At 56.5% G+C, this 23,279-nt stretch carries 25 protein-coding genes, 3 tRNA genes and 1 other RNA gene; 14 read left to right on the forward strand and 15 right to left on the reverse strand.

The genetic code is table 11. From position 1 onward, the window contains the following. Positions 1 to 9: 9 nt before the first annotated feature. Positions 10 to 1,425 carry a glutamate--tRNA ligase gene (gltX, locus tag ACMWL8_RS05605; protein ID WP_045259647.1) on the reverse strand — a complete coding sequence of 472 codons (1,416 nt, stop codon included), beginning with the start codon at positions 1,423 to 1,425 and terminating at the stop codon, positions 10 to 12. Between gltX and ACMWL8_RS05610 the strand changes: the two genes are divergently transcribed. The 6 genes from ACMWL8_RS05610 to ACMWL8_RS05635 all read left to right on the forward strand — a co-directional run bounded on the left by ACMWL8_RS05610 (position 1,424) and on the right by ACMWL8_RS05635 (position 2,575). Beyond that, entirely contained in the window at positions 1,424 to 1,621 is a 198-nt protein-coding gene (locus ACMWL8_RS05610; RefSeq protein WP_045259646.1) for a hypothetical protein, read from the forward strand. The genes gltX and ACMWL8_RS05610 overlap by 2 nt on opposite strands. Positions 1,622 to 1,683: 62 nt before the next feature. Beyond that, positions 1,684 to 1,759: transfer RNA gene (locus tag ACMWL8_RS05615), tRNA-Val, on the forward strand. A gap of 41 nt (positions 1,760 to 1,800) precedes the next feature. Further along, positions 1,801 to 1,876: transfer RNA gene (locus tag ACMWL8_RS05620), tRNA-Val, on the forward strand. 4 nt (positions 1,877 to 1,880) lie between these two features. Beyond that, positions 1,881 to 1,956: transfer RNA gene (locus ACMWL8_RS05625), tRNA-Lys, on the forward strand. A gap of 26 nt (positions 1,957 to 1,982) precedes the next feature. Continuing rightward, a non-coding RNA gene (locus tag ACMWL8_RS05630) (RtT sRNA) lies at positions 1,983 to 2,111 on the forward strand. 125 nt (positions 2,112 to 2,236) lie between these two features. Beyond that, positions 2,237 to 2,575 carry a FlxA-like family protein gene (locus ACMWL8_RS05635; protein WP_045261147.1) on the forward strand — a complete coding sequence of 113 codons (339 nt, stop codon included), beginning with the start codon at positions 2,237 to 2,239 and terminating at the stop codon, positions 2,573 to 2,575. On the opposite strand, the gene ACMWL8_RS05640 is transcribed toward ACMWL8_RS05635, so the two are convergent. Then, entirely contained in the window at positions 2,572 to 3,507 is a 936-nt protein-coding gene (locus ACMWL8_RS05640; protein WP_041908810.1) for a LysR family transcriptional regulator, read from the reverse strand. The genes ACMWL8_RS05635 and ACMWL8_RS05640 overlap by 4 nt on opposite strands. Before the next feature lie 89 nt (positions 3,508 to 3,596). Between ACMWL8_RS05640 and ACMWL8_RS05645 the strand changes: the two genes are divergently transcribed. Next, on the forward strand, positions 3,597 to 4,592 hold the full coding sequence (locus ACMWL8_RS05645) for a bile acid:sodium symporter family protein (protein WP_041908807.1): 996 nt from the start codon (positions 3,597 to 3,599) through the stop codon (positions 4,590 to 4,592). On the opposite strand, the gene ACMWL8_RS05650 is transcribed toward ACMWL8_RS05645, so the two are convergent. The 3 genes from ACMWL8_RS05650 to zipA form a co-directional block, all read right to left on the reverse strand. Further along, positions 4,589 to 4,804: a DUF3820 family protein gene (locus ACMWL8_RS05650; protein ID WP_003861328.1), complete on the reverse strand. Its 216-nt coding sequence runs from the start codon at positions 4,802 to 4,804 to the stop codon at positions 4,589 to 4,591. The genes ACMWL8_RS05645 and ACMWL8_RS05650 overlap by 4 nt on opposite strands. 1 nt (position 4,805) lies before the next feature. Then, positions 4,806 to 6,821, reverse strand: coding sequence for an NAD-dependent DNA ligase LigA (ligA, locus tag ACMWL8_RS05655; protein ID WP_045261148.1), 2,016 nt, complete (start codon positions 6,819 to 6,821; stop codon positions 4,806 to 4,808). 69 nt (positions 6,822 to 6,890) lie between these two features. Then, positions 6,891 to 7,865, reverse strand: coding sequence for a cell division protein ZipA (gene zipA / locus ACMWL8_RS05660; RefSeq protein WP_045261149.1), 975 nt, complete (start codon positions 7,863 to 7,865; stop codon positions 6,891 to 6,893). Positions 7,866 to 8,095: 230 nt separating this feature from the next. Here zipA and cysZ point away from each other — a divergent pair, with 230 nt between their 5' ends. The 5 genes from cysZ to crr all read left to right on the forward strand — a co-directional run bounded on the left by cysZ (position 8,096) and on the right by crr (position 12,889). Then, positions 8,096 to 8,857 (forward strand): sulfate transporter CysZ, encoded by a 762-nt coding sequence (gene cysZ, locus ACMWL8_RS05665; RefSeq protein ID WP_028013995.1) that lies wholly within the window; start codon positions 8,096 to 8,098, stop codon positions 8,855 to 8,857. A gap of 163 nt (positions 8,858 to 9,020) precedes the next feature. Then, positions 9,021 to 9,992 (forward strand): cysteine synthase A, encoded by a 972-nt coding sequence (cysK, locus tag ACMWL8_RS05670; protein WP_028013996.1) that lies wholly within the window; start codon positions 9,021 to 9,023, stop codon positions 9,990 to 9,992. A gap of 317 nt (positions 9,993 to 10,309) precedes the next feature. After that, positions 10,310 to 10,567, forward strand: a complete 258-nt coding sequence (gene ptsH, locus ACMWL8_RS05675; protein ID WP_000487600.1) for a phosphocarrier protein Hpr — start codon at positions 10,310 to 10,312, stop codon at positions 10,565 to 10,567. A gap of 44 nt (positions 10,568 to 10,611) precedes the next feature. After that, the gene (ptsI, locus tag ACMWL8_RS05680) at positions 10,612 to 12,339 is read left to right on the forward strand and encodes a phosphoenolpyruvate-protein phosphotransferase PtsI (RefSeq protein WP_008501604.1); all 1,728 of its coding nucleotides are present in this window, start codon (positions 10,612 to 10,614) and stop codon (positions 12,337 to 12,339) included. 40 nt (positions 12,340 to 12,379) lie between these two features. Continuing rightward, positions 12,380 to 12,889, forward strand: coding sequence for a PTS glucose transporter subunit IIA (gene crr, locus ACMWL8_RS05685; RefSeq protein WP_003861316.1), 510 nt, complete (start codon positions 12,380 to 12,382; stop codon positions 12,887 to 12,889). 44 nt (positions 12,890 to 12,933) lie between these two features. Here the strand turns inward: crr and pdxK are convergent, their stop codons facing one another. The 10 genes from pdxK to ACMWL8_RS05735 all read right to left on the reverse strand — a co-directional run bounded on the left by pdxK (position 12,934) and on the right by ACMWL8_RS05735 (position 21,228). Beyond that, positions 12,934 to 13,770, reverse strand: a complete 837-nt coding sequence (pdxK, locus tag ACMWL8_RS05690) for a pyridoxine/pyridoxal/pyridoxamine kinase (protein WP_045261150.1) — start codon at positions 13,768 to 13,770, stop codon at positions 12,934 to 12,936. A 5-nt stretch (positions 13,771 to 13,775) separates the two neighbouring features. Continuing rightward, entirely contained in the window at positions 13,776 to 14,687 is a 912-nt protein-coding gene (gene cysM, locus ACMWL8_RS05695) for a cysteine synthase CysM (protein ID WP_028013998.1), read from the reverse strand. Positions 14,688 to 14,754: 67 nt separating this feature from the next. Next, complete coding sequence (gene cysA, locus ACMWL8_RS05700; RefSeq protein WP_008501607.1) at positions 14,755 to 15,849, reverse strand: sulfate/thiosulfate ABC transporter ATP-binding protein CysA; 1,095 nt, start codon at positions 15,847 to 15,849, stop codon at positions 14,755 to 14,757. Then, on the reverse strand, positions 15,839 to 16,714 hold the full coding sequence (gene cysW / locus ACMWL8_RS05705; RefSeq protein ID WP_045261151.1) for a sulfate/thiosulfate ABC transporter permease CysW: 876 nt from the start codon (positions 16,712 to 16,714) through the stop codon (positions 15,839 to 15,841). The genes cysA and cysW overlap by 11 nt, the downstream gene beginning before the upstream one ends. Continuing rightward, on the reverse strand, positions 16,714 to 17,547 hold the full coding sequence (cysT, locus tag ACMWL8_RS05710; RefSeq protein ID WP_004123378.1) for a sulfate/thiosulfate ABC transporter permease CysT: 834 nt from the start codon (positions 17,545 to 17,547) through the stop codon (positions 16,714 to 16,716). Before cysT ends, cysW begins: the two co-directional genes overlap by 1 nt. Beyond that, the gene (locus ACMWL8_RS05715) at positions 17,547 to 18,560 is read right to left on the reverse strand and encodes a sulfate ABC transporter substrate-binding protein (protein WP_045261152.1); all 1,014 of its coding nucleotides are present in this window, start codon (positions 18,558 to 18,560) and stop codon (positions 17,547 to 17,549) included. The genes cysT and ACMWL8_RS05715 overlap by 1 nt, the downstream gene beginning before the upstream one ends. A gap of 175 nt (positions 18,561 to 18,735) precedes the next feature. Continuing rightward, on the reverse strand, positions 18,736 to 19,635 hold the full coding sequence (locus tag ACMWL8_RS05720) for a Dyp-type peroxidase (protein ID WP_045261153.1): 900 nt from the start codon (positions 19,633 to 19,635) through the stop codon (positions 18,736 to 18,738). A gap of 92 nt (positions 19,636 to 19,727) precedes the next feature. Next, positions 19,728 to 20,303 carry an RpoE-regulated lipoprotein gene (locus tag ACMWL8_RS05725; protein WP_045261154.1) on the reverse strand — a complete coding sequence of 192 codons (576 nt, stop codon included), beginning with the start codon at positions 20,301 to 20,303 and terminating at the stop codon, positions 19,728 to 19,730. Between the two features lie 63 nt (positions 20,304 to 20,366). Next, positions 20,367 to 20,816, reverse strand: coding sequence for a DUF2919 domain-containing protein (locus ACMWL8_RS05730; protein WP_045261155.1), 450 nt, complete (start codon positions 20,814 to 20,816; stop codon positions 20,367 to 20,369). Next, positions 20,803 to 21,228 carry a GNAT family acetyltransferase gene (locus tag ACMWL8_RS05735; protein WP_003861292.1) on the reverse strand — a complete coding sequence of 142 codons (426 nt, stop codon included), beginning with the start codon at positions 21,226 to 21,228 and terminating at the stop codon, positions 20,803 to 20,805. The genes ACMWL8_RS05730 and ACMWL8_RS05735 overlap by 14 nt, the downstream gene beginning before the upstream one ends. A gap of 212 nt (positions 21,229 to 21,440) precedes the next feature. On the opposite strand from ACMWL8_RS05735, the gene amiA reads away from it, so the two are divergent. Continuing rightward, positions 21,441 to 22,316 carry an N-acetylmuramoyl-L-alanine amidase AmiA gene (gene amiA, locus ACMWL8_RS05740; RefSeq protein WP_045261156.1) on the forward strand — a complete coding sequence of 292 codons (876 nt, stop codon included), beginning with the start codon at positions 21,441 to 21,443 and terminating at the stop codon, positions 22,314 to 22,316. Beyond that, complete coding sequence (gene hemF, locus ACMWL8_RS05745) at positions 22,316 to 23,215, forward strand: oxygen-dependent coproporphyrinogen oxidase (protein ID WP_045261157.1); 900 nt, start codon at positions 22,316 to 22,318, stop codon at positions 23,213 to 23,215. Before amiA ends, hemF begins: the two co-directional genes overlap by 1 nt. The last annotated feature ends 64 nt before the right edge of the window (positions 23,216 to 23,279 follow it).

Below are 23,279 nucleotides of genomic sequence, written 5' to 3' on the forward strand. Positions count from 1 at the left end.
ATGGCTTAATTACTGCTGATTTTCACGTTCAGCGATAAAGTCCAGCGCCTTGTTAATGCGCTCCACGCTGCGTGACTTGCCGATGGCATGAACCGTTACGTCCAGCGCCGGAGACTGACCCGCGCCGGTCACCGCAACGCGCAGCGGCATACCGACTTTGCCCATGCCCACTTCCAGTTCGTCTGCGGTCGCCTGAATGGCGTGATGCACATTTTCAGCGGTCCACTCAGTGAGCGCAGCCAGCTTGTCGCGCACCACTTCCAGCGGCTGACGCGCAACCGGGCGGAGGTGCTTCTTCGCGGCGTCGGCGTCGAACTCATCAAACTCTTCATAGAAGTAGCGGCAGCTTTCGGCAATTTCTTTCAGCGTTTTGCAGCGCTCGCCGAGCAGTTTTACCAGGTCCGCCAGCTCAGGGCCAGTGCGGGTATCAATGTTTGCCTGCTCAATGTGCCACTGCAGGTAAGTCGCCACATATTCCGGCGGCATGGTATTGATGTAGTGATGGTTGAGCCACAGCAGCTTGTCGGTGTTGAATGCGCTGGCAGATTTGCTCACAGAGCTCAGAGAGAACAGTTCGATCATCTCTTCGCGGCTGAAGATCTCCTGGTCGCCGTGAGCCCAGCCCAGACGCACCAGATAGTTCAGCAGCGCTTCCGGCAGATAGCCGTCGTCGCGATACTGCATGACGCTGACCGCACCGTGACGTTTAGACAGCTTTTTACCGTCGTCGCCGTTGATCATGGAGACGTGCGCATAGACCGGAACAGGTGCATTCAGCGCTTTCAGGATGTTGATCTGGCGTGGGGTATTGTTGATATGGTCTTCACCACGGATAACGTGGGTAATTTCCATATCCCAGTCATCAACCACGACGCAGAAGTTATAGGTTGGGGAACCGTCGGTACGGCGTATGATCAGATCGTCCAGCTCCTGGTTGCTGAATTCGATCGGGCCACGGATCTGGTCGTCGAAAATCACCGAGCCATCCTGCGGGTTAGCAAAACGCACCACGCATGGCTCATCAGCGGCATGCTCGCTGTGGTCGTGGCGGCAGCGGCCGTCATAGCGCGGTTTTTCACCGTTCGCCATCTGCTCTTCACGCAGCGCATCCAGACGCTCTTTGGAGCAGTAGCACTTATACGCCGTGCCCGCGACCAGCATCTCATCAATAACAGCGTTATAGCGGTCAAAACGTTTGGTCTGGAAATACGGGCCTTCGTCCCACTGCAGGTTCAGCCAGTTCATACCATCCATAATGGCTTCAATTGCTTCCGGCGTGGAGCGCTCAAGATCGGTATCTTCTATACGCAGCACGAACTCACCTTGGTTGTGGCGTGCAAAAAGCCAGGAATAGAGAGCAGTACGAGCACCACCGACGTGCAGATAGCCTGTCGGGCTCGGCGCGAAGCGAGTTTTGATTTTCATGAAATGGCCTTACGTTATAAAGATGCCGGCGATCGGCAAATCCCGGGGAAAAAACGATGGGCAATATTCTATCACTGTGGGGGGATTCCTCAATGTCGATCCTTTTATCGTGGCGGAGTTTGCTGTTTTTGTTTATAAATCATGCGCCACCGCCCGTTTTGCGATCGTTTTGTTTAATTTTACGACGAACGAATAAAAACTTTAGAAAATGCGTTGACTCATTTTCAACTCTCCCTATAATGCGACTCCACACAGCGGGGGTGATTAGCTCAGTTGGTAGAGCATCTCCTTTACACGGAGGGGGTCGGCGGTTCGAGCCCGTCATCACCCACCATCTACTTCGGTAGACTCGCAGTGTAGATAAGAATTGAGATTGGGCGATTAGCTCAGTTGGTAGAGCATCTCCTTTACACGGAGGGGGTCGGCGGTTCGAGCCCGTCATCGCCCACCATTTCGGGTCGTTAGCTCAGTTGGTAGAGCAGTTGACTTTTAATCAATTGGTCGCAGGTTCGAATCCTGCACGACCCACCAATGTAAAAAAGCGCCCTAAAGGCGCTTTTTTACTATCTGCGATCTGGATGATTCGAACCTGCAGCAGGTTCGAGCCGAACGCAGTGAGGCACCGGAGCCGTTTACGGCGACGGCCCGAAGGGCGAGCGAAGCGAGTCATCCTGCACGACCCACCAATGTAAAAAAGCGCCCTAAAGGCGCTTTTTTGCTATCTGCGATATAAAAATGTGAACCTGCCGCATTTTCCTCAAGCTAATCCCGTCGGTGCCGATACCTCTGTTTTATAACGCGAGGAAAAAGTATGACGACCATTCAGGCTTCAACCCAACAGATTCAAACCAGCGGCGCGAGTGGCTCTTCGAGCAGTAACGATATCTCTGCGCAAATCACCCGCATTCTCGACAAGATCAAAAAGCTGACCCAGCAGTTAAAAGAGCTGGCAAACAGCCCCGTCAGTGCAGATGAGAAGAAGAAGCAGCAGGAACTGATTCAGACCCAGATCAAAGTGCTGCAGGCACAGCTCGCCGCATTGCAGCGCCAGCAGGCCGAAGAAGCTCAGAAGAAGCAGGATCAAAAACTGGGCAAAGTAGAAGGCGTGAATAGCCCGTCAGACACTAATCAGATTGATATCTACATCTAATCGTCTGATGCGTTAAACAGTGGATCGCGTATGCGGGCCTCGGTTAATCGTTGTGCCTGGATACGCACCACTTCCCAGATGGCCTGCGCCGCACCCGAGAGCGAACGATTTTTTCGCCGCACCAGCATCAGCTTTCGTTCGACAACGGGCGTCAGCCGCTTCACCGCCAGCTGGCTTCCCTGCGGCAGGGGAAGCGCCAGAGCGGGCAACACACTGATGCCAATTCCGGCTTCCACCATCGGAAACAGCGTGGCCGGATGACCAATCTCCTGCACGATCGTTGCCTTAACGCCCTGATTCACCAGAGCGGAATCAATCAGCGGGCGGCTGCCTGAGGCATAATCCTGTAAAACCAGGTTCGCCCCCTGCAGGGACTGCCAACTGACCTCAAGCAACGCTGCCAGCGGGTCGTCGTCACGGCAGAGCAGCAAAAAAGGCTCAGAAAGAACGCTTTCGCATTCCAGATCGCTCACCTGGCCAGGATCGATCACAATACCAAAATCCACATCGCCCTGGCGGATGCTCTCCAGCACCCACTGCTGCGGTCTGTCATGCAGGACAAAATCAATATCAGGATAGCGATGGTTTCCCTCGGCAATACATTGCGGGATAAGGTGCGCGGATATCGTCTGGCTGGCCGCAACCCGCACGGTGCCCGACAGCTGCTGCCCCAGCCTCCCCACGTCTCTGAGCGTGCTGTTCAGCTCATCAAGCAGCCGTTCAAGACGCAGGGCCAGCTGCTGCCCCGCTTCGGTCAGGACCACTTCGCGCGTGGTGCGATCAAGCAACCTAACGCCGGTCTGGTTTTCCAGCTCTTTCACGCTGTGGCTGACCGCCGACTGGCTCAGGCCGATCATTTCACCTGCCCGGCTAAAGCTGCGGGCATGGGCGACAGTGACGAAAATGCGAAGCTGGCGTAGGGAATAATTCATCTGTTTAATTCATAAATGGATGCAATAAATCAATTTTATTTCTCAAATGGAAAAAAGCACAATAGCGACATCTGTTTTCAGGAGTCATTATGAAACTATTTCGTATTCTTGATCCGTTTACGCTCACCCTGGTGGCTACCGTTTTACTGGCCTCGTTCTTCCCTGCTCGCGGCGGTTTCGTCCCTTTTTTTGAGGGACTGACGACAGCCGCCATCGCTCTGCTGTTCTTTATGCACGGCGCAAAGCTCTCCCGCGAAGCGATTATCGCTGGCGGTAGCCACTGGCGACTGCACCTCTGGGTGATGTGCAGCACGTTTATTCTGTTTCCGATCCTCGGGGTGCTGTTTGCCTGGTGGGCACCGGTTAACGTCGATCCGGCGCTCTACACCGGTTTCCTGTATCTCTGTATTCTCCCGGCCACCGTGCAGTCTGCCATTGCCTTTACCTCTCTTGCCGGAGGGAACGTGGCAGCCGCGGTCTGCTCCGCATCGGCATCCAGCCTGTTAGGGATTTTCGTCTCCCCGCTGCTGGTGGGCCTGCTGATGAACATGCACGGCGCGGAAGGTAACCTTGAACAGGTCGGCAAAATCTGCCTGCAGCTGCTGCTGCCGTTTGTCCTGGGCCATCTCTCGCGTCCGTGGACCGGGGCGTTCGTGGCGAAGCATAAGAAATGGATCTCCAAAACCGACCAGTCGTCGATTCTGCTGGTGGTCTATTCCGCCTTCAGCGAAGCGGTCGTGAACGGGATCTGGCATAAGGTGGGCGCAGGCTCGCTGCTGTTTATCGTGGTGGTCAGCCTCGTTCTGCTGGCAATTGTCATTGCGGTGAACGTTTTTGTGGCGCGTAAGTGCGGCTTCAGCAAAGCCGATGAGATCACCATCGTCTTCTGCGGCTCCAAAAAGAGCCTGGCGAACGGCATCCCGATGGCGAACATTCTGTTCCCCACCTCGGTGATCGGGATGATGGTGCTGCCGCTGATGATTTTCCATCAGATCCAGCTGATGGTCTGCGCGGTGCTGGCGCGTCGCTACAAGCGCCAGACGGAAAAGCTGGCGCAGGAAGAGACCCGCGCCGCGAAGGCTTAAGGACGCTTCAGGGGCTGCACCAGCTGGGTCAGCCCCTCGGTTTTGATCAGTAACGTGATAGCCATCAGCTCGCCCAGGCGCCCGGCGGGGAACTCGTCCTTGCGGGCGAACCACAGCAGGTACTCCTCCGGCAAATCGATCAGCCTGCGGCCCTTATATTTACCGAACGGCATTTCCGTATTGGCGATCTCAACGAGCTGCTCTTTCTCCACGTTACTCTCCTAACAGGCGCATCATTTCCGCTTCGTCGATAACCTCAATGCCGAGCTCCTGGGCTTTCGCCAGCTTCGAACCCGCAGCTTCGCCGGCAATCACCAGGTCGGTTTTCTTCGACACGCTGCCCGCCACTTTGGCCCCCAGCGCCACCAGACGCGCTTTTGCATCGTCGCGTGAAAGCTGGCTAAGGCTACCGGTTAGCACCACGGTTTTACCGGCAAATGGGCTATCAATTTCTTCGGCGTTGACCACCACCGGCGCAGGCCATTTAATGCCCTCTTCCAGCAGCTTGCCGATGACCTCGCGGTTGCTCTCTTCGGCAAAGAAGTTAAAGACGTGCGTGGCGACGACGATGCCGACGTCCGGCACTTTCTGCAGCTCGTCGATGCTTGCCTTTTCCAGCGCCTCCAGCGTACCAAAGTACGCGGCTAAACCTGCCGCCGTCGCTTCGCCGACTTCACGAATGCCCAGCGCGTACAGGAAGCGGGCGAAGGTCGTCTCTTTCGCTGCTTCAAGCGCGTTAACCACGTTCTGGGCTGACTTCGGCCCCATGCGATCCAGACCGGTCAATTTGCCCGCCGTGAGCCTGAACAGATCCGCTGGCGTATGGACATACTCTTTCTCAACCAGCTGATCGATAATCTTGTCGCCCATGCCGTCAACGTCCATTGCGCGACGGGAAACAAAGTGCTTAAGCGACTCTTTACGCTGCGCGCCGCAGATCAGGCCGCCCGTACAGCGGGCCACCGCTTCGCCTTCCACACGCTCTACGTCAGAGCCGCATACCGGGCAGTGGGTCGGGAAAATGACCTCGCGCGTATCATCAGGACGCTCTGATTCAACAACGTTCACTACCTGCGGGATAACATCGCCCGCGCGGCGAATGACCACTTTGTCACCAATGCGCAGGCCGAGGCGTTCGATTTCATCGGCGTTGTGCAGCGTAGCGTTACTCACCAGCACGCCTGCGACCTGCACCGGCTCCAGTCGAGCGACCGGAGTAATAGCGCCCGTACGGCCCACCTGAAACTCCACGTCGCGAACGAAGGTCATCTGCTCCTGGGCAGGGAATTTAAACGCCACCGCCCAGCGCGGTGCACGCGCCACAAAGCCCAGCTGCTCCTGCAGCGCCAGCGAATTGACCTTGATGACAACGCCATCGATATCAAAGCCGAGCGTCGGACGGTCCTCTTCCACTTTGTGGTAGAACGCCAGCACCGCTTCCGGCGAGTCGCAGAGCTGAACGCGGTTGCTCACCGGCAGGCCCCAGGCTTTAAACTGCAGCAGACGCCCGAGGTGCGTGTCCGGCAGCTCGCCGCCTTCCAGAATACCGACGCCGTAGCAGAAGAAAGTAAGCGGTCGCTTCGCGGTGATGCGCGGGTCAAGCTGGCGCAGAGAGCCTGCCGCCGCGTTACGCGGGTTAGCAAACACTTTCCCGCCGGTGCGACGCGCCTCTTCGTTAATTTTCTCGAATCCCGCCTGCGGCAGGAACACCTCGCCGCGCACTTCCAGACGCGCGGGAATGTTGTCTCCCTGCAGCTTCAGCGGGATCGCGCGGATGGTTCGCACGTTAGTGGTGATGTCTTCACCCGTCGTACCGTCGCCACGCGTGGCGGCGCGCACCAGCACGCCGTTTTCATAGAGAAGGCTGACCGCCAGGCCGTCGAGCTTCAGCTCGCAGCACCAGGTGAGGGAATCGCTGCTTTTCAGACGGTCCTGCACGCGCTTGTTAAACGCGAGGAAGCTCTCTTCATCAAAGACGTTGTCCAGCGACAGCATCGGCACTTCGTGACGCACCTGGCTGAAAGCCCCCAGCGGCTCGGCGCCGACGCGCTGGGTCGGAGAATCTGGCGTAATCAGTTCCGGGTGCTGCGCCTCCAGCTCGCGCAGCTCGCGCATCAGCCGGTCATACTCCGCATCCGGCACTTCCGGTGCGTCCATAACATGATAGAGATATTCATGATGGCGAAGCGTGGTTCGCAGTTCAGTGAGTTGTTGTTCGATTGAGTCCATATCGCACCATCAATGAGAAAAAACCCCCGACAGGCGGGGGTTGAGGAGGAGTTGAAGTAAACGCGACAATTACGCGTTAGCTTCCTTTACTTCGCGGATGCGGTCCTGATACTCGCGCAGCTTCTGCGGGGTCATCATTCGACGCTGATCGTCGAGCACCACACCACCCACTTCATCAGCGATGTGCTGAGCGGACTGCAGCATCAGCTTGAAGTTTTGCAGCTCGTCGCCGTAGGACGGCACCTGCATAAAGATAGTGACACCCGGCGTCACGAAATCACCGGCCATTTCCGGGTCAAAGGTGCCTGGGTTGACCATATTGGCCAGGCTAAACAGCGCCGGGCCGCTACCATCCGGACTCAGGTGGCGATGGAAAATGTTCATATCGCCAAACTTGAAGCCTGCCTGTTGAATACTGTTGAGCAACACGTCACCGTTGAGATGGCTGCCGTGATGCGCGGCCACGTTCATGATGATCACCGCTTCTTTACGCTGCGGCTTTTCAACAACCGGTTCAGGCTCGACGACTGGCTCTGGCTCAACGTGCGGAGCCGGAGCGGGCTGCGGCGCAGGCTGTACATGAACAGGCTGCTGTGGCTGCTGCGCAGGTTGCTGTTGCACGGGCTGCTGCACAGGTTGCTGTTGAACCGGCTGTGGCGCAGCGGGCTGCTGTTGGACAGGCGGTTGCGGCGGCTGACGTACAGGTTCTTCCACTGGCTGCGGCGCTGGCTGGCGCGGCTGGGCAGAGGCATACGGCGGTTGATACTGGTGCTGCGGAGCGCGGGGGGCTTCATGCTCCCCATGAGCCGCGCCGGGCGCAGTATTGACCCGATGAACACGAACTTCACCCACGCCGTCGTCGTCGCTACCGGTGATGTCATCTTCAGTGTCATCATCATCACGACTGGACTTCATGCGCTTCAGTGGGCGATCGCGAAACATCGAGGAACGCTCTTTACGGCTGGTCCAGAAACCATGTACCAGTAAAGCGATTATGGCGATCGCGCCAACAATGATTAATATCAGACGCAAATCCTGCATCATTATATTCTCTGTTGTTCTAACACCTTGCCACCACGGCAAACATTTACTCACTAAGAGTATTTGCCGTTTACGTCAAGTGCAAGTGTGTGCAGAGCATTCGCAGCATAAAGATGAAGTAAATCGTGCTTTTTGCTGGTTTTTCGAACATTTCCGAACTGGTCATTGGTCCGCAAGTGGATAATATAGGCGGGCAATTCCACTGGTTGTGAAAAAAGGAGTACAGCCTGGTTATGGTTTCAACATCGTCTTCTCCCCCGCGCAGCGGCGTCTGGTATTTTTCTCAGGGCTGGAAGCTGGTTTCACTGCCAGGTATCCGTCGCTTCGTCATTCTGCCGCTGCTGATCAACATTATTCTGATGGGCGGCGCGTTCTGGTGGCTGTTCACAAAGCTCGAAAGCTGGATCCCGTCGCTGATGAGCTACGTGCCGGACTGGCTGCAGTGGCTTAACTACCTGCTCTGGCCGGTGGCGGTCATCTCCGTGCTGCTGGTATTCGGCTATTTATTCTCAACGATCGCGAACTGGATAGCCGCGCCGTTTAACGGCCTGCTGGCGGAACAGCTGGAGGCGCGGCTTACCGGCGCGACGCCACCGGACACGGGCGTGCTGGGGATCGTGAAAGATATCCCGCGCATTATGAAGCGCGAGTGGCAGAAGTTTGCCTGGTACCTCCCCCGCGCGGTTGTACTGCTTGCCCTCTACTTTGTCCCCGGCATTGGCCAGACGGTTGCGCCGGTGCTGTGGTTTCTGTTCAGCGCCTGGATGCTGGCCATCCAGTACTGCGACTATCCGTTCGATAACCACAAGGTGCCGTTTAAAGCGATGCGCACCGCGCTGCGCACCCGGAAGGTCGCCAATATGCAGTTCGGCGCGCTGACCAGCCTGTTCACCATGATTCCCTTCCTTAACTTGTTCATCATGCCGGTTGCGGTTTGCGGCGCGACGGCGATGTGGGTGGACTGTTATCGTGCTAAGCACGCGTTATGGAAATAATGCAAAAATGTGTAAAGCAGGGGTGGCTTATGCCGCCCCTTATTCCATACTGATCCCCATTATTTCCTTGCAGTATATAGATATGCGAATTCCTTACTTCCCCCTACCTGCTTAGCAGGTATGCTGGGTCGGTATCCCAATTTCATACAGTTAAGGACAGGCCATGAGTAAGATTTATGAAGACAACTCGCTGACTATCGGTCATACGCCCCTGGTTCGACTGAACCGTATCGGTAATGGACGCATTCTGGCGAAGGTCGAATCACGCAACCCGAGCTTCAGCGTAAAATGCCGCATCGGTGCAAACATGATTTGGGATGCTGAAAAACGCGGCGTGCTGAAGCCAGGCGTTGAGCTGGTGGAACCGACCAGCGGTAACACCGGTATCGCTCTGGCCTATGTTGCTGCCGCACGCGGCTACAAGCTGACCCTGACCATGCCGGAAACCATGAGCATCGAACGTCGCAAACTGCTCAAAGCGCTGGGGGCGAACCTGGTCCTGACCGAAGGCGCGAAGGGCATGAAAGGTGCCATTCAGAAAGCGGAAGAGATCGTGGCCAGCGATCCGGCGAAATATCTTCTGCTGCAGCAGTTCAGCAACCCGGCTAACCCTGAAATTCACGAGAAGACCACCGGCCCGGAAATCTGGGAAGATACTGACGGCCAGGTTGACGTATTTATCTCCGGCGTCGGCACCGGCGGCACGCTGACCGGCGTGTCTCGCTATATTAAAGGCACAAAAGGTAAAAAAGAGCTGATTACCGTTGCCGTTGAACCTACCGACTCCCCGGTTATCGCTCAGGCGCTGGCGGGTGAAGAGCTTAAGCCTGGCCCGCATAAAATTCAGGGCATCGGCGCGGGCTTCATTCCGGGTAACCTGGATCTGAAGCTGATCGATAAAGTCGTTGCCATCACGAACGAAGAAGCCATCTCTACCGCGCGTCGTCTGATGGATGAAGAAGGCATTCTGGCGGGTATCTCTTCCGGTGCGGCCGTTGCGGCAGCGCTCAAACTTCAGGAAGATGAAGCCTTTACCAATAAGAATATTGTGGTTATCCTTCCTTCCTCGGGTGAGCGTTACCTGAGCACCGCACTGTTTGCCGATCTGTTCACGGAAAAAGAGCTGCAACAGTAGTGCCAGTATGTTAATAACGCGTAAAAAAGCACCTTTTCGGGTGCTTTTTTGTGACCTGCTTCAGACTTTTGCCCCTCCTGGCATTGCTTCACCCCGATGTGTCTGGTATTTAAACCAGCAATTATTTTGAAGCGTGAAATTAATCAGTGAACGAAATACCCTTGCTGAATCGATTTTATGATTTGGTTCAAGTCTTCCTTTCGCTGCATAATGTTTAATGACGATTGAAACGTCAGCGCTAACAATACAGGCTAAAGTTAAGCCGCCAGGCTAGACTTTAGTTCCACAACACTAAACCTATAAGTTGGGGAAATACAATGTTCCAGCAAGAAGTTACCATTACCGCTCCGAACGGTCTGCACACCCGCCCTGCTGCTCAGTTTGTTAAAGAAGCGAAAGGCTTCACTTCTGAAATCACTGTAACTTCCAACGGCAAAAGCGCTAGCGCAAAAAGCCTGTTCAAACTGCAGACTCTGGGCCTGACTCAGGGCACCGTTGTTACCATCTCTGCTGAAGGTGAAGACGAGCAGAAAGCAGTTGAGCATCTGGTTAAACTGATGGCTGAGCTCGAGTAAGTTTCCGGGTTCTTTTAAATATCAGTCACAAGTAAGGTAGGGTTATGATTTCAGGCATTTTAGCATCCCCGGGTATCGCTTTCGGCAAAGCACTGCTGCTGAAAGAAGACGAGATCGTCATCGACCGGAAAAAAATTTCTGCCGACAAGGTTGATCAGGAAGTTGAACGTTTTCTGAGCGGTCGTGCCAAGGCATCTGCGCAACTGGAAGCGATCAAAACTAAAGCTGGCGAAACTTTCGGTGAAGAAAAAGAAGCCATCTTCGAAGGGCATATCATGCTGCTCGAAGATGAGGAGCTGGAGCAGGAAATCATAGCCCTGATTAAAGATAAAGGCATGACGGCCGACGCGGCTGCGCATGAAGTTATCGAAGGTCAGGCAACTGCCCTGGAAGAGCTGGATGACGAATACCTGAAAGAGCGTGCGGCTGACGTACGTGACATCGGTAAGCGCCTGCTGCGCAACATCCTGGGCCTGGCCATTATCGACCTGAGCGCGATTCAGGATGAAGTGATCCTGGTTGCCGCTGACCTCACCCCGTCTGAAACCGCACAGCTGAACCTGAAAAAGGTTCTCGGTTTCATCACCGACGCGGGCGGCCGTACCTCCCACACCTCAATCATGGCGCGTTCTCTGGAACTGCCTGCGATCGTGGGCACCGGTAGCGTCACCTCTCAGGTGAAAAACGGCGACTATCTGATTCTGGATGCCGTAAACAATCTGGTTTACGTCAACCCAACTAACGAAGAGATCGAAAAACTGCGCGCGGTTCAGGAGCAGGTTGCGACTGAAAAAGCGGAACTCGCTAAGCTGAAAGACCTGCCAGCCATCACCCTGGACGGCCATCAGGTAGAAGTGTGCGCAAACATCGGTACCGTACGCGACGTTGATGGCGCTGAGCGCAACGGTGCGGAAGGTGTTGGTCTCTATCGTACAGAATTCCTGTTCATGGACCGCGACGCGCTGCCAACGGAAGAAGAGCAGTTTGCTGCGTATAAAGCCGTCGCAGAAGCGTGTGGCTCACAGGCGGTTATCGTCCGTACCATGGACATCGGTGGCGACAAAGAGCTGCCGTACATGAACTTCCCTAAAGAAGAGAACCCGTTCCTGGGCTGGCGTGCCGTGCGTATCGCGATGGATCGTAAAGAGATCCTGCGTGACCAGGTTCGCGCTATCCTGCGTGCCTCCGCTTTCGGTAAGCTGCGCATCATGTTCCCGATGATCATCTCTGTTGAAGAAGTGCGTGCACTGAAGAAAGAGATCGAAATCTACAAACAGGAACTGCGCGACGAAGGTAAAGCATTTGACGAGTCAATTGAGATCGGCGTGATGGTGGAAACACCAGCGGCGGCGACCATTGCGCGTCATTTAGCCAAAGAAGTTGATTTCTTTAGTATCGGTACCAATGATTTAACGCAGTACACCCTGGCAGTTGACCGTGGTAATGATATGATTTCACATCTCTACCAGCCAATGTCACCGTCCGTACTGAACTTGATCAAGCAAGTTATTGATGCTTCTCATGCAGAAGGTAAATGGACTGGCATGTGTGGTGAGCTTGCAGGCGACGAACGTGCTACACTTCTGTTGCTGGGTATGGGTCTGGACGAATTCTCTATGAGCGCCATTTCCATCCCGCGCATTAAGAAGATTATCCGTAACACGAACTTCGAAGATGCGAAGGTGTTAGCAGAGCAGGCTCTTGCTCAACCGACAACGGACGAGTTAATGACGCTGGTTAACAAGTTCATTGAAGAAAAAACAATCTGCTAATCCACGAGATGCGGCCCAAATTACTGCTTAGGAGAAGATCATGGGTTTGTTCGATAAACTGAAATCTCTGGTTTCTGATGATAAGAAAGACTCCGGAACTATTGAGATTGTTGCTCCGCTCTCCGGCGAGATCGTCAACATCGAAGACGTGCCGGATGTAGTGTTTGCTGAGAAAATCGTTGGTGATGGCATTGCTATCAAACCAACTGGCAACAAAATGGTTGCTCCAGTTGACGGCACCATCGGTAAAATTTTTGAAACCAACCATGCGTTCTCTATCGAATCTGATAGCGGTATCGAACTGTTCGTTCACTTCGGTATCGACACCGTTGAACTGAAAGGCGAAGGCTTCAAGCGTATCGCGGAAGAAGGCCAGCGTGTTAAAGTTGGCGACCCGGTGATTGAATTCGATCTGCCACTGCTGGAAGAAAAAGCCAAGTCTACCCTGACGCCGGTTGTTATCTCCAACATGGACGAAATCAAAGAACTGATCAAACTGTCTGGCAGCGTCACCGTGGGCGAAACCCCGGTTATCCGCATCAAGAAGTAATTCTTGCCGCACAGAAAAATGGCGCCTTCGGGCGCCATTTTTGTTTATACAGGGAGGATAAGCTCGTCGTAGCCTTTCGACTGGGTATAAAGCATCACGTCAGTCACCCGATCGCCGGCCATGCGAATGGCGTCGGCAACGGTTTTCCCCTCAACAATGCCGCTCACCAGTTCTGAACAGAACAGATCCCCCGTCCCTTTCAGATCGGTTTCTACGCGCGGATGCGCGCTGACGGTCACGCCCTCACGCGTCACCAGCACCACGTGGATGTTTTGCGGGTCACCGGCGACCGGCGCGCTGGTGATCGCCACCCATTTCAGAGTGTCAGAAAGCAACCCCTGCGCGGCGGCAATAGCGCTTTCCGGCGTCCGGCACTGCTTACCGCTCAATACTTCCAGCTCATAGACGTTTGGCGTAATCCCCTGCGCCAGCGGCAGCAGGTGTTCCCGGTACGCTTCCGGGATATCCGGCTTCACGTACATTCCGCTGTCGATATCGCCGATAACCGGGTCGACCAGCACCAGCAGGTCAGGATGCTGCGCTTTGACCGCTTTCAGCCACTGCGCCAGCAGCGCGATCTGGCTGGCGCTGCCCATATAGCCGGTAGTGACCGCTTTAAGCTCGCGCAGGATCTCGCGCTCTTCCAGCGCCTTCAGGTAGCCGCTGAACCACTCGTCGGGGATCACCCCGCCGTAGAAGGTGTCGTAGTGCGGCGTGTTGCTAAACAGCACCGTCGGCACGGCGGTAACGTGCAGCCTGTGGGTACGAATGTTCGGCACAGCAATGCTGTTCCCCACGCTGCCGTAAACCACCTGCGACTGCACCGCGACAATGTCGGTTTGCTGCGCCCGGGTGTTATCCCGGAATAGAATCATCTCCATGACGCTTAAATCCCCGCCCCCTGCGAATAACTCTCTTCACCAAAGACGCCGGTAGACAAATAGCGATCGCCGCGATCGCAGATAATCGCCACCACGACCGCACCGGGATTTGCCTGCGCCACGCGCAACGCCCCCGCTACCGCGCCCCCCGAGCTGACCCCGCAGAAGATGCCTTCACGCACGGCCAGTTCACGCATGGTATTCTCCGCCTCGCGCTGATGAATATCCAGCACCCGATCCACCAGCTGCGCATTAAAGATGCCCGGCATATACTCCGCAGGCCAGCGGCGAATGCCCGGAATACTGCTCCCCTCTTCCGGCTGCAGACCAACAATGGTGACCGGTTTCTCCTGCTCGCGCAAAAAACGCGACACGCCGGTAATGGTGCCGGTGGTGCCCATGCTGGAGACAAAATGGGTGATGCGCCCGCCGGTTTGCTGCCAGATTTCCGGCCCGGTGGTGGTGTAGTGCGCGTACGGGTTGTCCGGGTTATTGAACTGATCGAGCAGTTTACCTTCGCCGCGCTCGGCCATCGCTAACGCTAAGTCTCGCGCCCCTTCCATCCCCTGCTCTTTGGTTACCAGAATCAGCTCGGCCCCGTAGGCACGCATCGCGGCGCGGCGCTCCTGGCTCATGTTGTCCGGCATCAGCAGCTTCATGCGGTAGCCTTTCAGCGCCGCAATCATTGCCAGCGCGATACCGGTGTTGCCGCTGGTGGCTTCAATCAGCACATCGCCTGGCTTAATTTCACCGCGTTTCTCGGCCTGGACAATCATCGACAGCGCCGCGCGGTCTTTCACCGACCCTGCCGGGTTATTGCCTTCGAGTTTGACCCAGATTTCGCTGCCGTTGGCACATCCCATGCGCTGAAGCTTGACCAGAGGGGTGTTGCCGATGGTGTGTTCGAGTGTATTCACGATTTTTACTCAATAAAAAGCCCGGTAAGCATCACGCCACCGGGCGAAAAACATACTCAATAACCTATCAGGCTGACTCCGCCAGAGCAATATCCTCGCGCGTCTCAATCCGCTCCTTACCGTGATAGATGCGCGCATGCTGCAGCCCGACAAACAGGCGCTCACCCCGGTGCGGCGGGACGTCGTCGCGCATGACCACGGTCAGCGGCTCGGTATACCAGCCCAGCGGCTGTACCACCAATTGGGTGTAGTGTCCTTTAGGGCTAGCTTCCAGCACCTGCACCGGCAGCGGGGAATCCAGGCTGGTGCGGCGGCTGACGTCCACTTCCCACGGGCGCAGGAACAAATCGACCGGCCCCTGATGCGCGGAGGTGTAGCCCAGCGGCCAGCGGTGCGCGCCCACGTGGAACTGACCGCCGCGGATGGTGCCCTGCAGTCGGTTCACCTCGCCCATAAACTCCAGCACGAAGCGGGTCGCCGGCTCGCGCCAGAGCTGTTCCGGCTCGTCAACCTGCTCGATGTTGCCCTGGCTCATGACCACCACGCGGTCCGCGACTTCCATCGCCTCTTCCTGATCGTGGGTCACGAAGACGCTGGTGAATTTCAGCTCTTCATGCAGCTGGCGCAGCCAGCGACGCAGCTCTTTGCGCACCTGCGCATCCAGCGCGCCGAAGGGTTCATCCAGCAGCAGTATTTGCGGCTCAACGGCCAGCGCGCGCGCCAGCGCCACGCGCTGCTTCTGCCCGCCGGAAAGCTGCGCCGGGAAACGGTCCGCCAGATGCGCCAGCTGCACCATCTCCAGCAGTTTGGTTACTTTCGCCTTAATGGTTGCTGCATCCGGGCGTTCACGACGTGGCAGCACCGTCAGGCCAAAGGCGATATTGTCGAAAACGGTCATGTGGCGGAACAGCGCGTAATGCTGGAAGACAAAGCCGACTTTACGATCGCGGGCGTGCAGGCGGCTCACGTCGGTGCCGTGGAAGCGGATGTGCCCGCTGGTCTGATGCTCAAGCCCGGCGATGATCCGCAGCAGCGTCGTTTTGCCCGAGCCAGACGGCCCCAGCAGCGCCACCATTTGTCCGGAAGGGATATCCAGCGAGATATCATTCAGCACCTGGGTGCGACCAAAAGACTTCTTAATATTGGCAATCTCAATGCTCATGATTTCCCTCCTGATGCTGACGTTTTTCCTGATTCTCTAAACGCCACTGCACCACACTCTTCAAAAACAGGGTCAAAATCGCCATCAGCGTCAGCAACGCTGCGGCAGTAAAGGAACCGACGGTGTTGTAGTCCTGTTCCAGTAATTCAATCTGCAGCGGCAGCGACAGCGTTTCACCGCGAATCGAGCCGGATACCACCGACACCGCACCAAACTCACCAATCGCACGGGCGTTGGTCAGCACCACGCCGTAAAGCAGCGCCCAGCGAATGTTCGGCAACGTCACGCGGCGGAACATCTGCCAGCCGGATGCGCCAAGCAGAACGGCCGCTTCGTCTTCATTGCTGCCCTGGCTTAACATCACCGGCACCAGCTCACGCACCACGAACGGACAGGTCACGAAGATCGTCACCAGCACCATGCCCGGCCAGGCGAACATGATCTGCAGGTTATGCTCATCCAGCCAGCCGCCCAGCGGGCCGTTGGAGCCGTAAAAGAGCAGGTAAACCAGACCGGCAACAACAGGCGACACGGCAAACGGAATATCCAGCAGGGTCAGCAGCAGCTGACGTCCCGGGAAGTTAAAGCGCGTCACCAGCCAGGCCAGCAGCGTACCGAAGACCAGGTTCACCGGCACGGTGATTAACGCAATCAGCACCGTCAGCCAGATGGCGTGCAGCATGTCCGGGTTCGCCAGGTTCTCCAGCGCGGGCATCAGCCCCTTGCTGAACGCCTGGACGAAGATATAAACCGTCGGCACGACGAGAATGAGGGCGGAAACCAGCACGCCCACGCCAATCAGAAACCATTTACCCCAGTTGATGCGGGGCGCATCGTATCGCTTCAATTGCGTAACTTCCGCCATCAGTGACCTACCACACGTCGACCAAAGCGACTTTGCAGAGTGTTTATCGAATACAGCAGCAGCAGCGAGGCCGCCAGAATCACCGAGGCAATCGCGCTCGCCGCCGGATAATCAAACTCCTGCAGGCGGATGAAAATCATCAGCGAGGTGACTTCCGTTTTCCAGGCGATGTTCCCGGCGATAAAAATCACCGCGCCGAACTCACCCAGACTGCGGGTAAACGACAGCGCGACGCCCGCCATCAGCGCCGGAGAGAGCTCCGGCAGAACCACTTTGCGGAAGCTCTGCCAGCGCGTGGCGCCCAGCGTTTCCGCCGCTTCTTCGTATTCCGGACCCAGCTCTTCCAGTACCGGCTGCACGGTACGCACCACAAACGGGATGCTGGTAAAGGCCATCGCAACCGCGATCCCGAGCCAGGTATAGGTCACCTTGATGTCAAATTTCGCCAGCCACTCTCCGTACAGCCCGTTCACGGAGAAGAGCGACGCGAGGGTTAAGCCCGCAACCGCCGTCGGCAGCGCAAACGGCAGATCCATCAGGGCATCAAGCAGCGTACGGCCCGGGAAGCGATAGCGGGTTAAGATCCACGCCATCAGCAGGCCAAACACGCCGTTAAAAATGGAGGCGACAAACGCCGACAGCAGCGTCACCTTATAGGCCGCCACCACCTGCGGGTTGGTGACCACGTCCCAGTACTGCGCCCAGCTCATCTGAGCAAGCTGCATCACCAGCGCGCTGAGCGGCAACAGCAGGATCAGGCAGACGAACAGCAGGCTGGTCCCGAGGCTTAAGGTAAAGCCCGGCAGCACGCGTTTTGTCGAGACTGCAAACATTACTTACGCCCCGCCGCCAGCAGTTTGTCTAACTCACCGCCGCTGGAAAAGTGCGTTTTCATCACCTCAGGCCAGGAGCCGAAATGATCTTCCACGCGGAACAGTGCGGTCTTCGGGAATTTGTCCTTCAGTTTGTTCATTACGTCGGGGTTGTTCACGCGGTAGTAGTAATCGGTGATGATGGCCTGCGCCTGCGGGCTGTACAGGTAGTTGAGATAGGCTTTTGCCGCTTTCTCGGTGCCGTTCGCCTGCACGTTTTTATCCACCCACGCCACCGGGAACTCGGCCAGGATGTTGGTTTTCGGAATAACCACCTCGAAGCCCTGCGCTTCGTACTGCTTGCGAATGTTGTTCACTTCGGATTCAAAGCTGATCAGCACGTCGCCCAGACCACGCTCGGCGAAGGTCGTGGTCGCCCCGCGGCCGCCGGTATCAAACACTTCGACGTTTTTCAGGAACTGTGTCATGAACTGCTCGGTCTTCGCTTTATCCTTACCGTCAGCCTTGTCTGCCGCGCCCCACGCGGCTAAATAGGTGTAGCGCGCGTTACCTGAAGTTTTTGGGTTCGGGAAAATCAGCTTCACGTCGGAACGCACCAGGTCGCTCCAGTCGTGGATGTTCTTCGGGTTGCCCTTACGCACCAGGAAGCCCATGGTGGAGTAGAACGGCGAGCTATTGTTTGGCAAGCGGCTCTGCCAGTCAGCCGGGAGCAGTTTGCCCTTGTCGTGCAGGATCTGCACGTCAGTCACCTGGTTGTAGGTCACGACGTCTGCTTTCAGCCCCTGCAAAATCGCCAGCGCCTGCTTGGATGAACCGGCGTGGGACTGCTTGATGGTCAGCTTATCGCCATTGTTTTCTTTCGCCCACTGCTGCTCGAACGGTGGGTTAAGGGCGGCAAACAGCTCGCGGGAGACATCATACGAGCTGTTCAGCAGCTCGGTCGCCTGCGCCTGGGCCACCAGCAGTAAACCTGCCAGCGCCAGAGTTCCTTTTTTCAGTACAGTAACGGCCATTGCGCACCCTTATAAATGTGATGACTATCTTATAGTCATAATATTTATAACGGGGATGAAAGGAGTAACGGTTTTATATACCGTTTGGTGATTTACAAGCAGAAAAGGGAATAAGGGTGCGGGGAAAATTGCCGGGTGGCGCTAACGCTTACCCGGCCTACGTATGGGGAGCGTTTTACAGCGCCAGCAGGCGCTCAACGGACGGCGCAAAATAGTAGCCGCCGGTGACCGGGCGGGTGAAGCGCAGCATGGCGTCGCGCTTGCCGTCAGTGTCACCGAACATGCTCAGCAGCTGCTGCTCAATATTGTGCAGCCGCGCGCAGTAGGCGCAGAAGTAGAGGCCGTGCGTGCCGCTTGCCGTGCCGTACGGCAGGCTCTGACGAACAATTTTGAGCCCCTTGCCGTCTTCCTTAAGGTCAACGCGGGACAGGTGCGAGGTCACCGGGCGCGCATCGCCGTCGATCTCTTCGTTGGCTTCTTTGGTGCGGCCAATCATCATCTCCTGGTCGTGCACGCTCATGCGGTTAAGCTGCTTGAGGTTGTGCTCCCAGCGCTGGACGAACACGTAGCTGCCGCCCGCGTCCAGGCCGTCTTTGATGACCGCCACGTCGCGACGAACCTCTTCACCCGCCGGGTTTTCGGTGCCGTCAACGAAGCCGCTCAGATCGCGCTCTTCCACCCAGCGGAAGCCATGAACCTCTTCCTGCACGTCGATGCTGTCGCCAAACGCTTCAACCGCCGCCTGAGCAACGGAGAAGTTCACGTCGTGGCGCAGAGAGAGGATGTGGATCAGCACGTCGTATTGGGTGGCTGGCGCCAGGCCTTTGCCATAAGGGATAAAATCCTTCAGCTCTTCCGCGCCTTCGCCGCCGCTCAGCTGACGCCAGACGTTATTGCCGAAAGCGACAACGGCACCCAGATGGGCGTCCGGGAATTTGGCCTGGAAGGTGGCCAGTTTATCAACGAAAACTTTGCTGGCCGCGCGCAGGGCATCCACGTCCCCTTTAACATTGGCTTCAATCCAAATCGCCGCGCGGCAATGTTCTGGCAAAATGCCACTCTGAACCTGAGACATCGCTCCTCCTGAAATAAAGATGCCACGTCAGCGTGGCATTGATGGCGGCTATTATACCCGGATTTCAGCGAGGCGGTTTGTTCAGGCGCAAATTACTGCTTCCACAATATTTTGCTCACTTTCCAGCTCTTTAGCGTGTCGTCAGAGGGCATCAATCCTTCCGGACCGCTCCAGGTTCCGGTGAAGACATAGCTGATGTGCTGGCTGCCTTCCGCCTTACATTCCACCGCCACGCCATCGTCTGAAGGGGCGCTACTGCAGTTGCCAAAGGCCTGTTTATAAAGATCGCTAAACGGAGTGCCCACCTTTACGCCGCTGACGGTCGGAATATCTTCGTCCATCACGGCAATGCGGTTCACCGTCCCTTTATCACCGTTAATCACCAGCGCCAGCTTGTCGCCCTTCAACGCTTCAAAGTAACGTACAATGTTGCCATTCTCGGTTTTCATCCCGCTACGCAGGCGATAGTCACTGCTCAGGGCATCCTGAATAGCGTCCTGATCGAGCGCGGTCGACGCGGTAATTTTTCCTACGCCCTGCTCGGTCACTTCGGTGGAAGAGCCAAACCAGTTCCACGGATACGCGGCGGACCAGTTAATGGAGGAGAGCGTCGAACAGCCGGTTAACGCCAGCGGGAGAGCGCATAAAAGTAAACGCAGCGATTTCATTGAAACGTCCTTTCTAATTAAATCAACGCTTGTTGGAGTGCGGCATCGGCAAAAAGTGCCGCGCTAATCTGACTCTTGCGTAAAACAGGCGCGTAAGCGGGGATTCGTCAGCAGCCACATCAGCGCCACAATATCCGCCGCCACCAGCGCGATGCCGATACCGGAAAGCGGTTCACCCAGCCACCAGAGCACGGGTTGCCAGAACAGCAGCGCAATCTGGGCGAGGATCAGCAGCCAGCGAAGCGCACGCCACAGACGCGGGATTACATGCCGTCGACCGCTGCACAAAAAAGCCACCACCGCTGGTACGCCCGGCAGTAAGCCGAGCCAGAAGGCATCATGGTCGGGATAAAAGAGATTCAGCAGCGTATCGCCCTGCCCGTGCGACGCACCGGCCATCACAAACAGTACCCAGGTACGGGCCTGGAGGAGCAAAACGCACCAGAATAAAAACGGCAGCCTGACGCGGCCCTGCGCGTCATAGTCAGCCGGGTGGATCTCAGTACTCTTCATCTTCGATCAGGCGCTTACCCAGCGTCAGCACGTCGGCGTGCTCGTAGCCCAGACGCTCATACATGCCCAGCACCACGTCGTTATCTTCCCGCACCATGATCTGGATTTTCGGGCAGCCGCGGGCGATGAGTTTCTTTTCCAGACGATTGAGCAGCGCGTTGGCGATGCCGCGCGCCCGGTATTCCGGGTGGACGCCCAGATAATAGGCCGAGCCGCGGTGGCCGTCGTAGCCGCCCATTACCGTCCCAACCACCTCGCCGTTCACTTCCGCGACCAGAAACAGGCTAACGTCGTGATTCACCTTACGTTCGATATCCATTTCCGGATCGTTCCACGGACGCAGCAGATCGCAGCGCTCCCAAAGGGTGATCACCTCTTCGAAATCTTCCTGGCGAAAAACGCGTATCTCCATGGTATTAACCGCCTTTTCGGGTTTAAAAACAGTGATTATGGCGTGAACGGGGCGTTTAGCCAATAACCGGGGAAAATCTCGCCAAAATTTGGCATAATGTCACTTTGTCACGTATTGAAATGAAAAGTAAAACAATTCTCAATAAGGACTGTCGTAACGGGAAACACGATACGATATAACACCAGGACCCCATTTTTCAGTATTCAGGCCGCATGAGCACATTCAAACCATTAAAAGCACTCACATCGCGTCGTCAGGTTCTCAAAGCGGGGCTGGCGGCCTTAACGTTAACGGGCATCGCTAAGCAGGCTCAGGCAAAAGACGAGAGCACGCTCAAAACCAGTAACGGACACAGCAAACCGAAAACCAAAAAGCCGGGCGCAAAGCGTCTGGTGATGCTCGATCCGGGCCACGGCGGAATCGACACCGGTGCCATTGGCAGAAACGGTTCGAAAGAAAAACACGTCGTGCTGGCAATTGCAAAAAATGTGCGCGCAATTTTACGCAGCAACGGCATTGATGCCCGCCTGACGCGCACGGGCGACACGTTCATTCCGCTGTATGACCGCGTCGAGATCGCCCACAAGCACGGCGCGGATCTGTTTATGTCGATCCACGCGGATGGCTTCACAAACCCTTCCGCCGCGGGCGCGTCGGTGTTTGCCCTCTCCAACCGCGGCGCCAGTAGCGCCATGGCGAAATACCTTTCCGATCGCGAAAACCGGGCGGATGAAGTAGCCGGGAAGAAAGCCACGGATAAAGATCATCTGTTGCAGCAGGTGCTGTTCGATCTCGTGCAAACGGACACCATCAAAAACAGCCTGACGCTCGGCTCGCATATCCTCAAGCGGATTAAGCCGGTGCACCGTCTGCACAGTAAAAGCACGGAACAGGCGGCGTTTGTGGTGCTGAAGTCACCGTCTATCCCGTCCGTGCTGGTGGAAACGTCCTTTATTACCAATCCGGAAGAAGAGCGCCTGCTCGGCACCACGGCGTTTCGCCAGAAGATCGCCAACGCCATCGCCTCCGGCATTATCAGTTACTTCAACTGGTTCGATAACCAGAAAGCGCACTCCAGGAAACGCTGATGAAACCCAATGCACAGTTGGTCAAAACGTTCCTGCTGCAGCTGCAGGATGAGATTTGCCAGAAACTGGCCGCCGCAGACGGCGGTGAATTCCAGGAAGATAGCTGGCAGCGCGAAGCGGGCGGCGGCGGGCGCAGCCGCGTGCTGCGTAACGGCGGCATCTTCGAACAGGCGGGCGTGAATTTTTCCCACGTTCACGGCGACGCCATGCCCGCGTCCGCTACCGCGCACCGCCCTGAGCTGGCGGGCCGCAGCTTCGAAGCGATGGGCGTCTCGCTGGTGATCCACCCGCATAACCCGTTTGTTCCGACCAGCCACGCCAACGTCCGCTTTTTCATCGCGGAGAAGCCGGGGGCCGATCCGGTCTGGTGGTTTGGCGGCGGTTTCGACATGACGCCCTACTACGGCTTCGAAGAGGATGCCGTGCACTGGCATACCACCGCGCGGGACCTTTGCCTGCCGTTTGGCGAGGACGTCTACCCGAAATTTAAAAAGTGGTGCGACGATTATTTTTACCTGAAGCACCGCGACGAACAGCGCGGCATCGGCGGGCTGTTCTTTGACGATCTCAACACGCCGGATTTTGATACGGCATTTAGCTTTATGCGCGCGGTGGGCGAAGGGTTCACCGACGCGTACCTGCCGATTGTCGAACGCCGTAAAAACACCGACTACGGCGTGCGCGAGCGTGAGTTCCAGCTTTATCGTCGCGGGCGGTACGTGGAGTTCAACCTGGTGTGGGATCGCGGGACGCTGTTCGGCCTGCAGACCGGCGGACGCACGGAGTCGATTCTGATGTCTATGCCGCCGCTGGTGCGCTGGGAGTACAGCTACGAGCCAAAAGAAGGCAGCCCGGAGGCTGCCTTGAGTGAGTTCCTTAAAGTACGCGACTGGATTTAACTGCCGGATGGTGCTGCGCTTATCCGGCCTACTCCATCCCCAGGTCGGGTAAGCACACGCGCCC

It is taken from the genome of Enterobacter sp. 04-C-12-SI-ECC, assembly GCF_047530715.1.
GTDB classification, from domain to species: Bacteria; Pseudomonadota; Gammaproteobacteria; order Enterobacterales; family Enterobacteriaceae; genus Enterobacter; species Enterobacter bugandensis.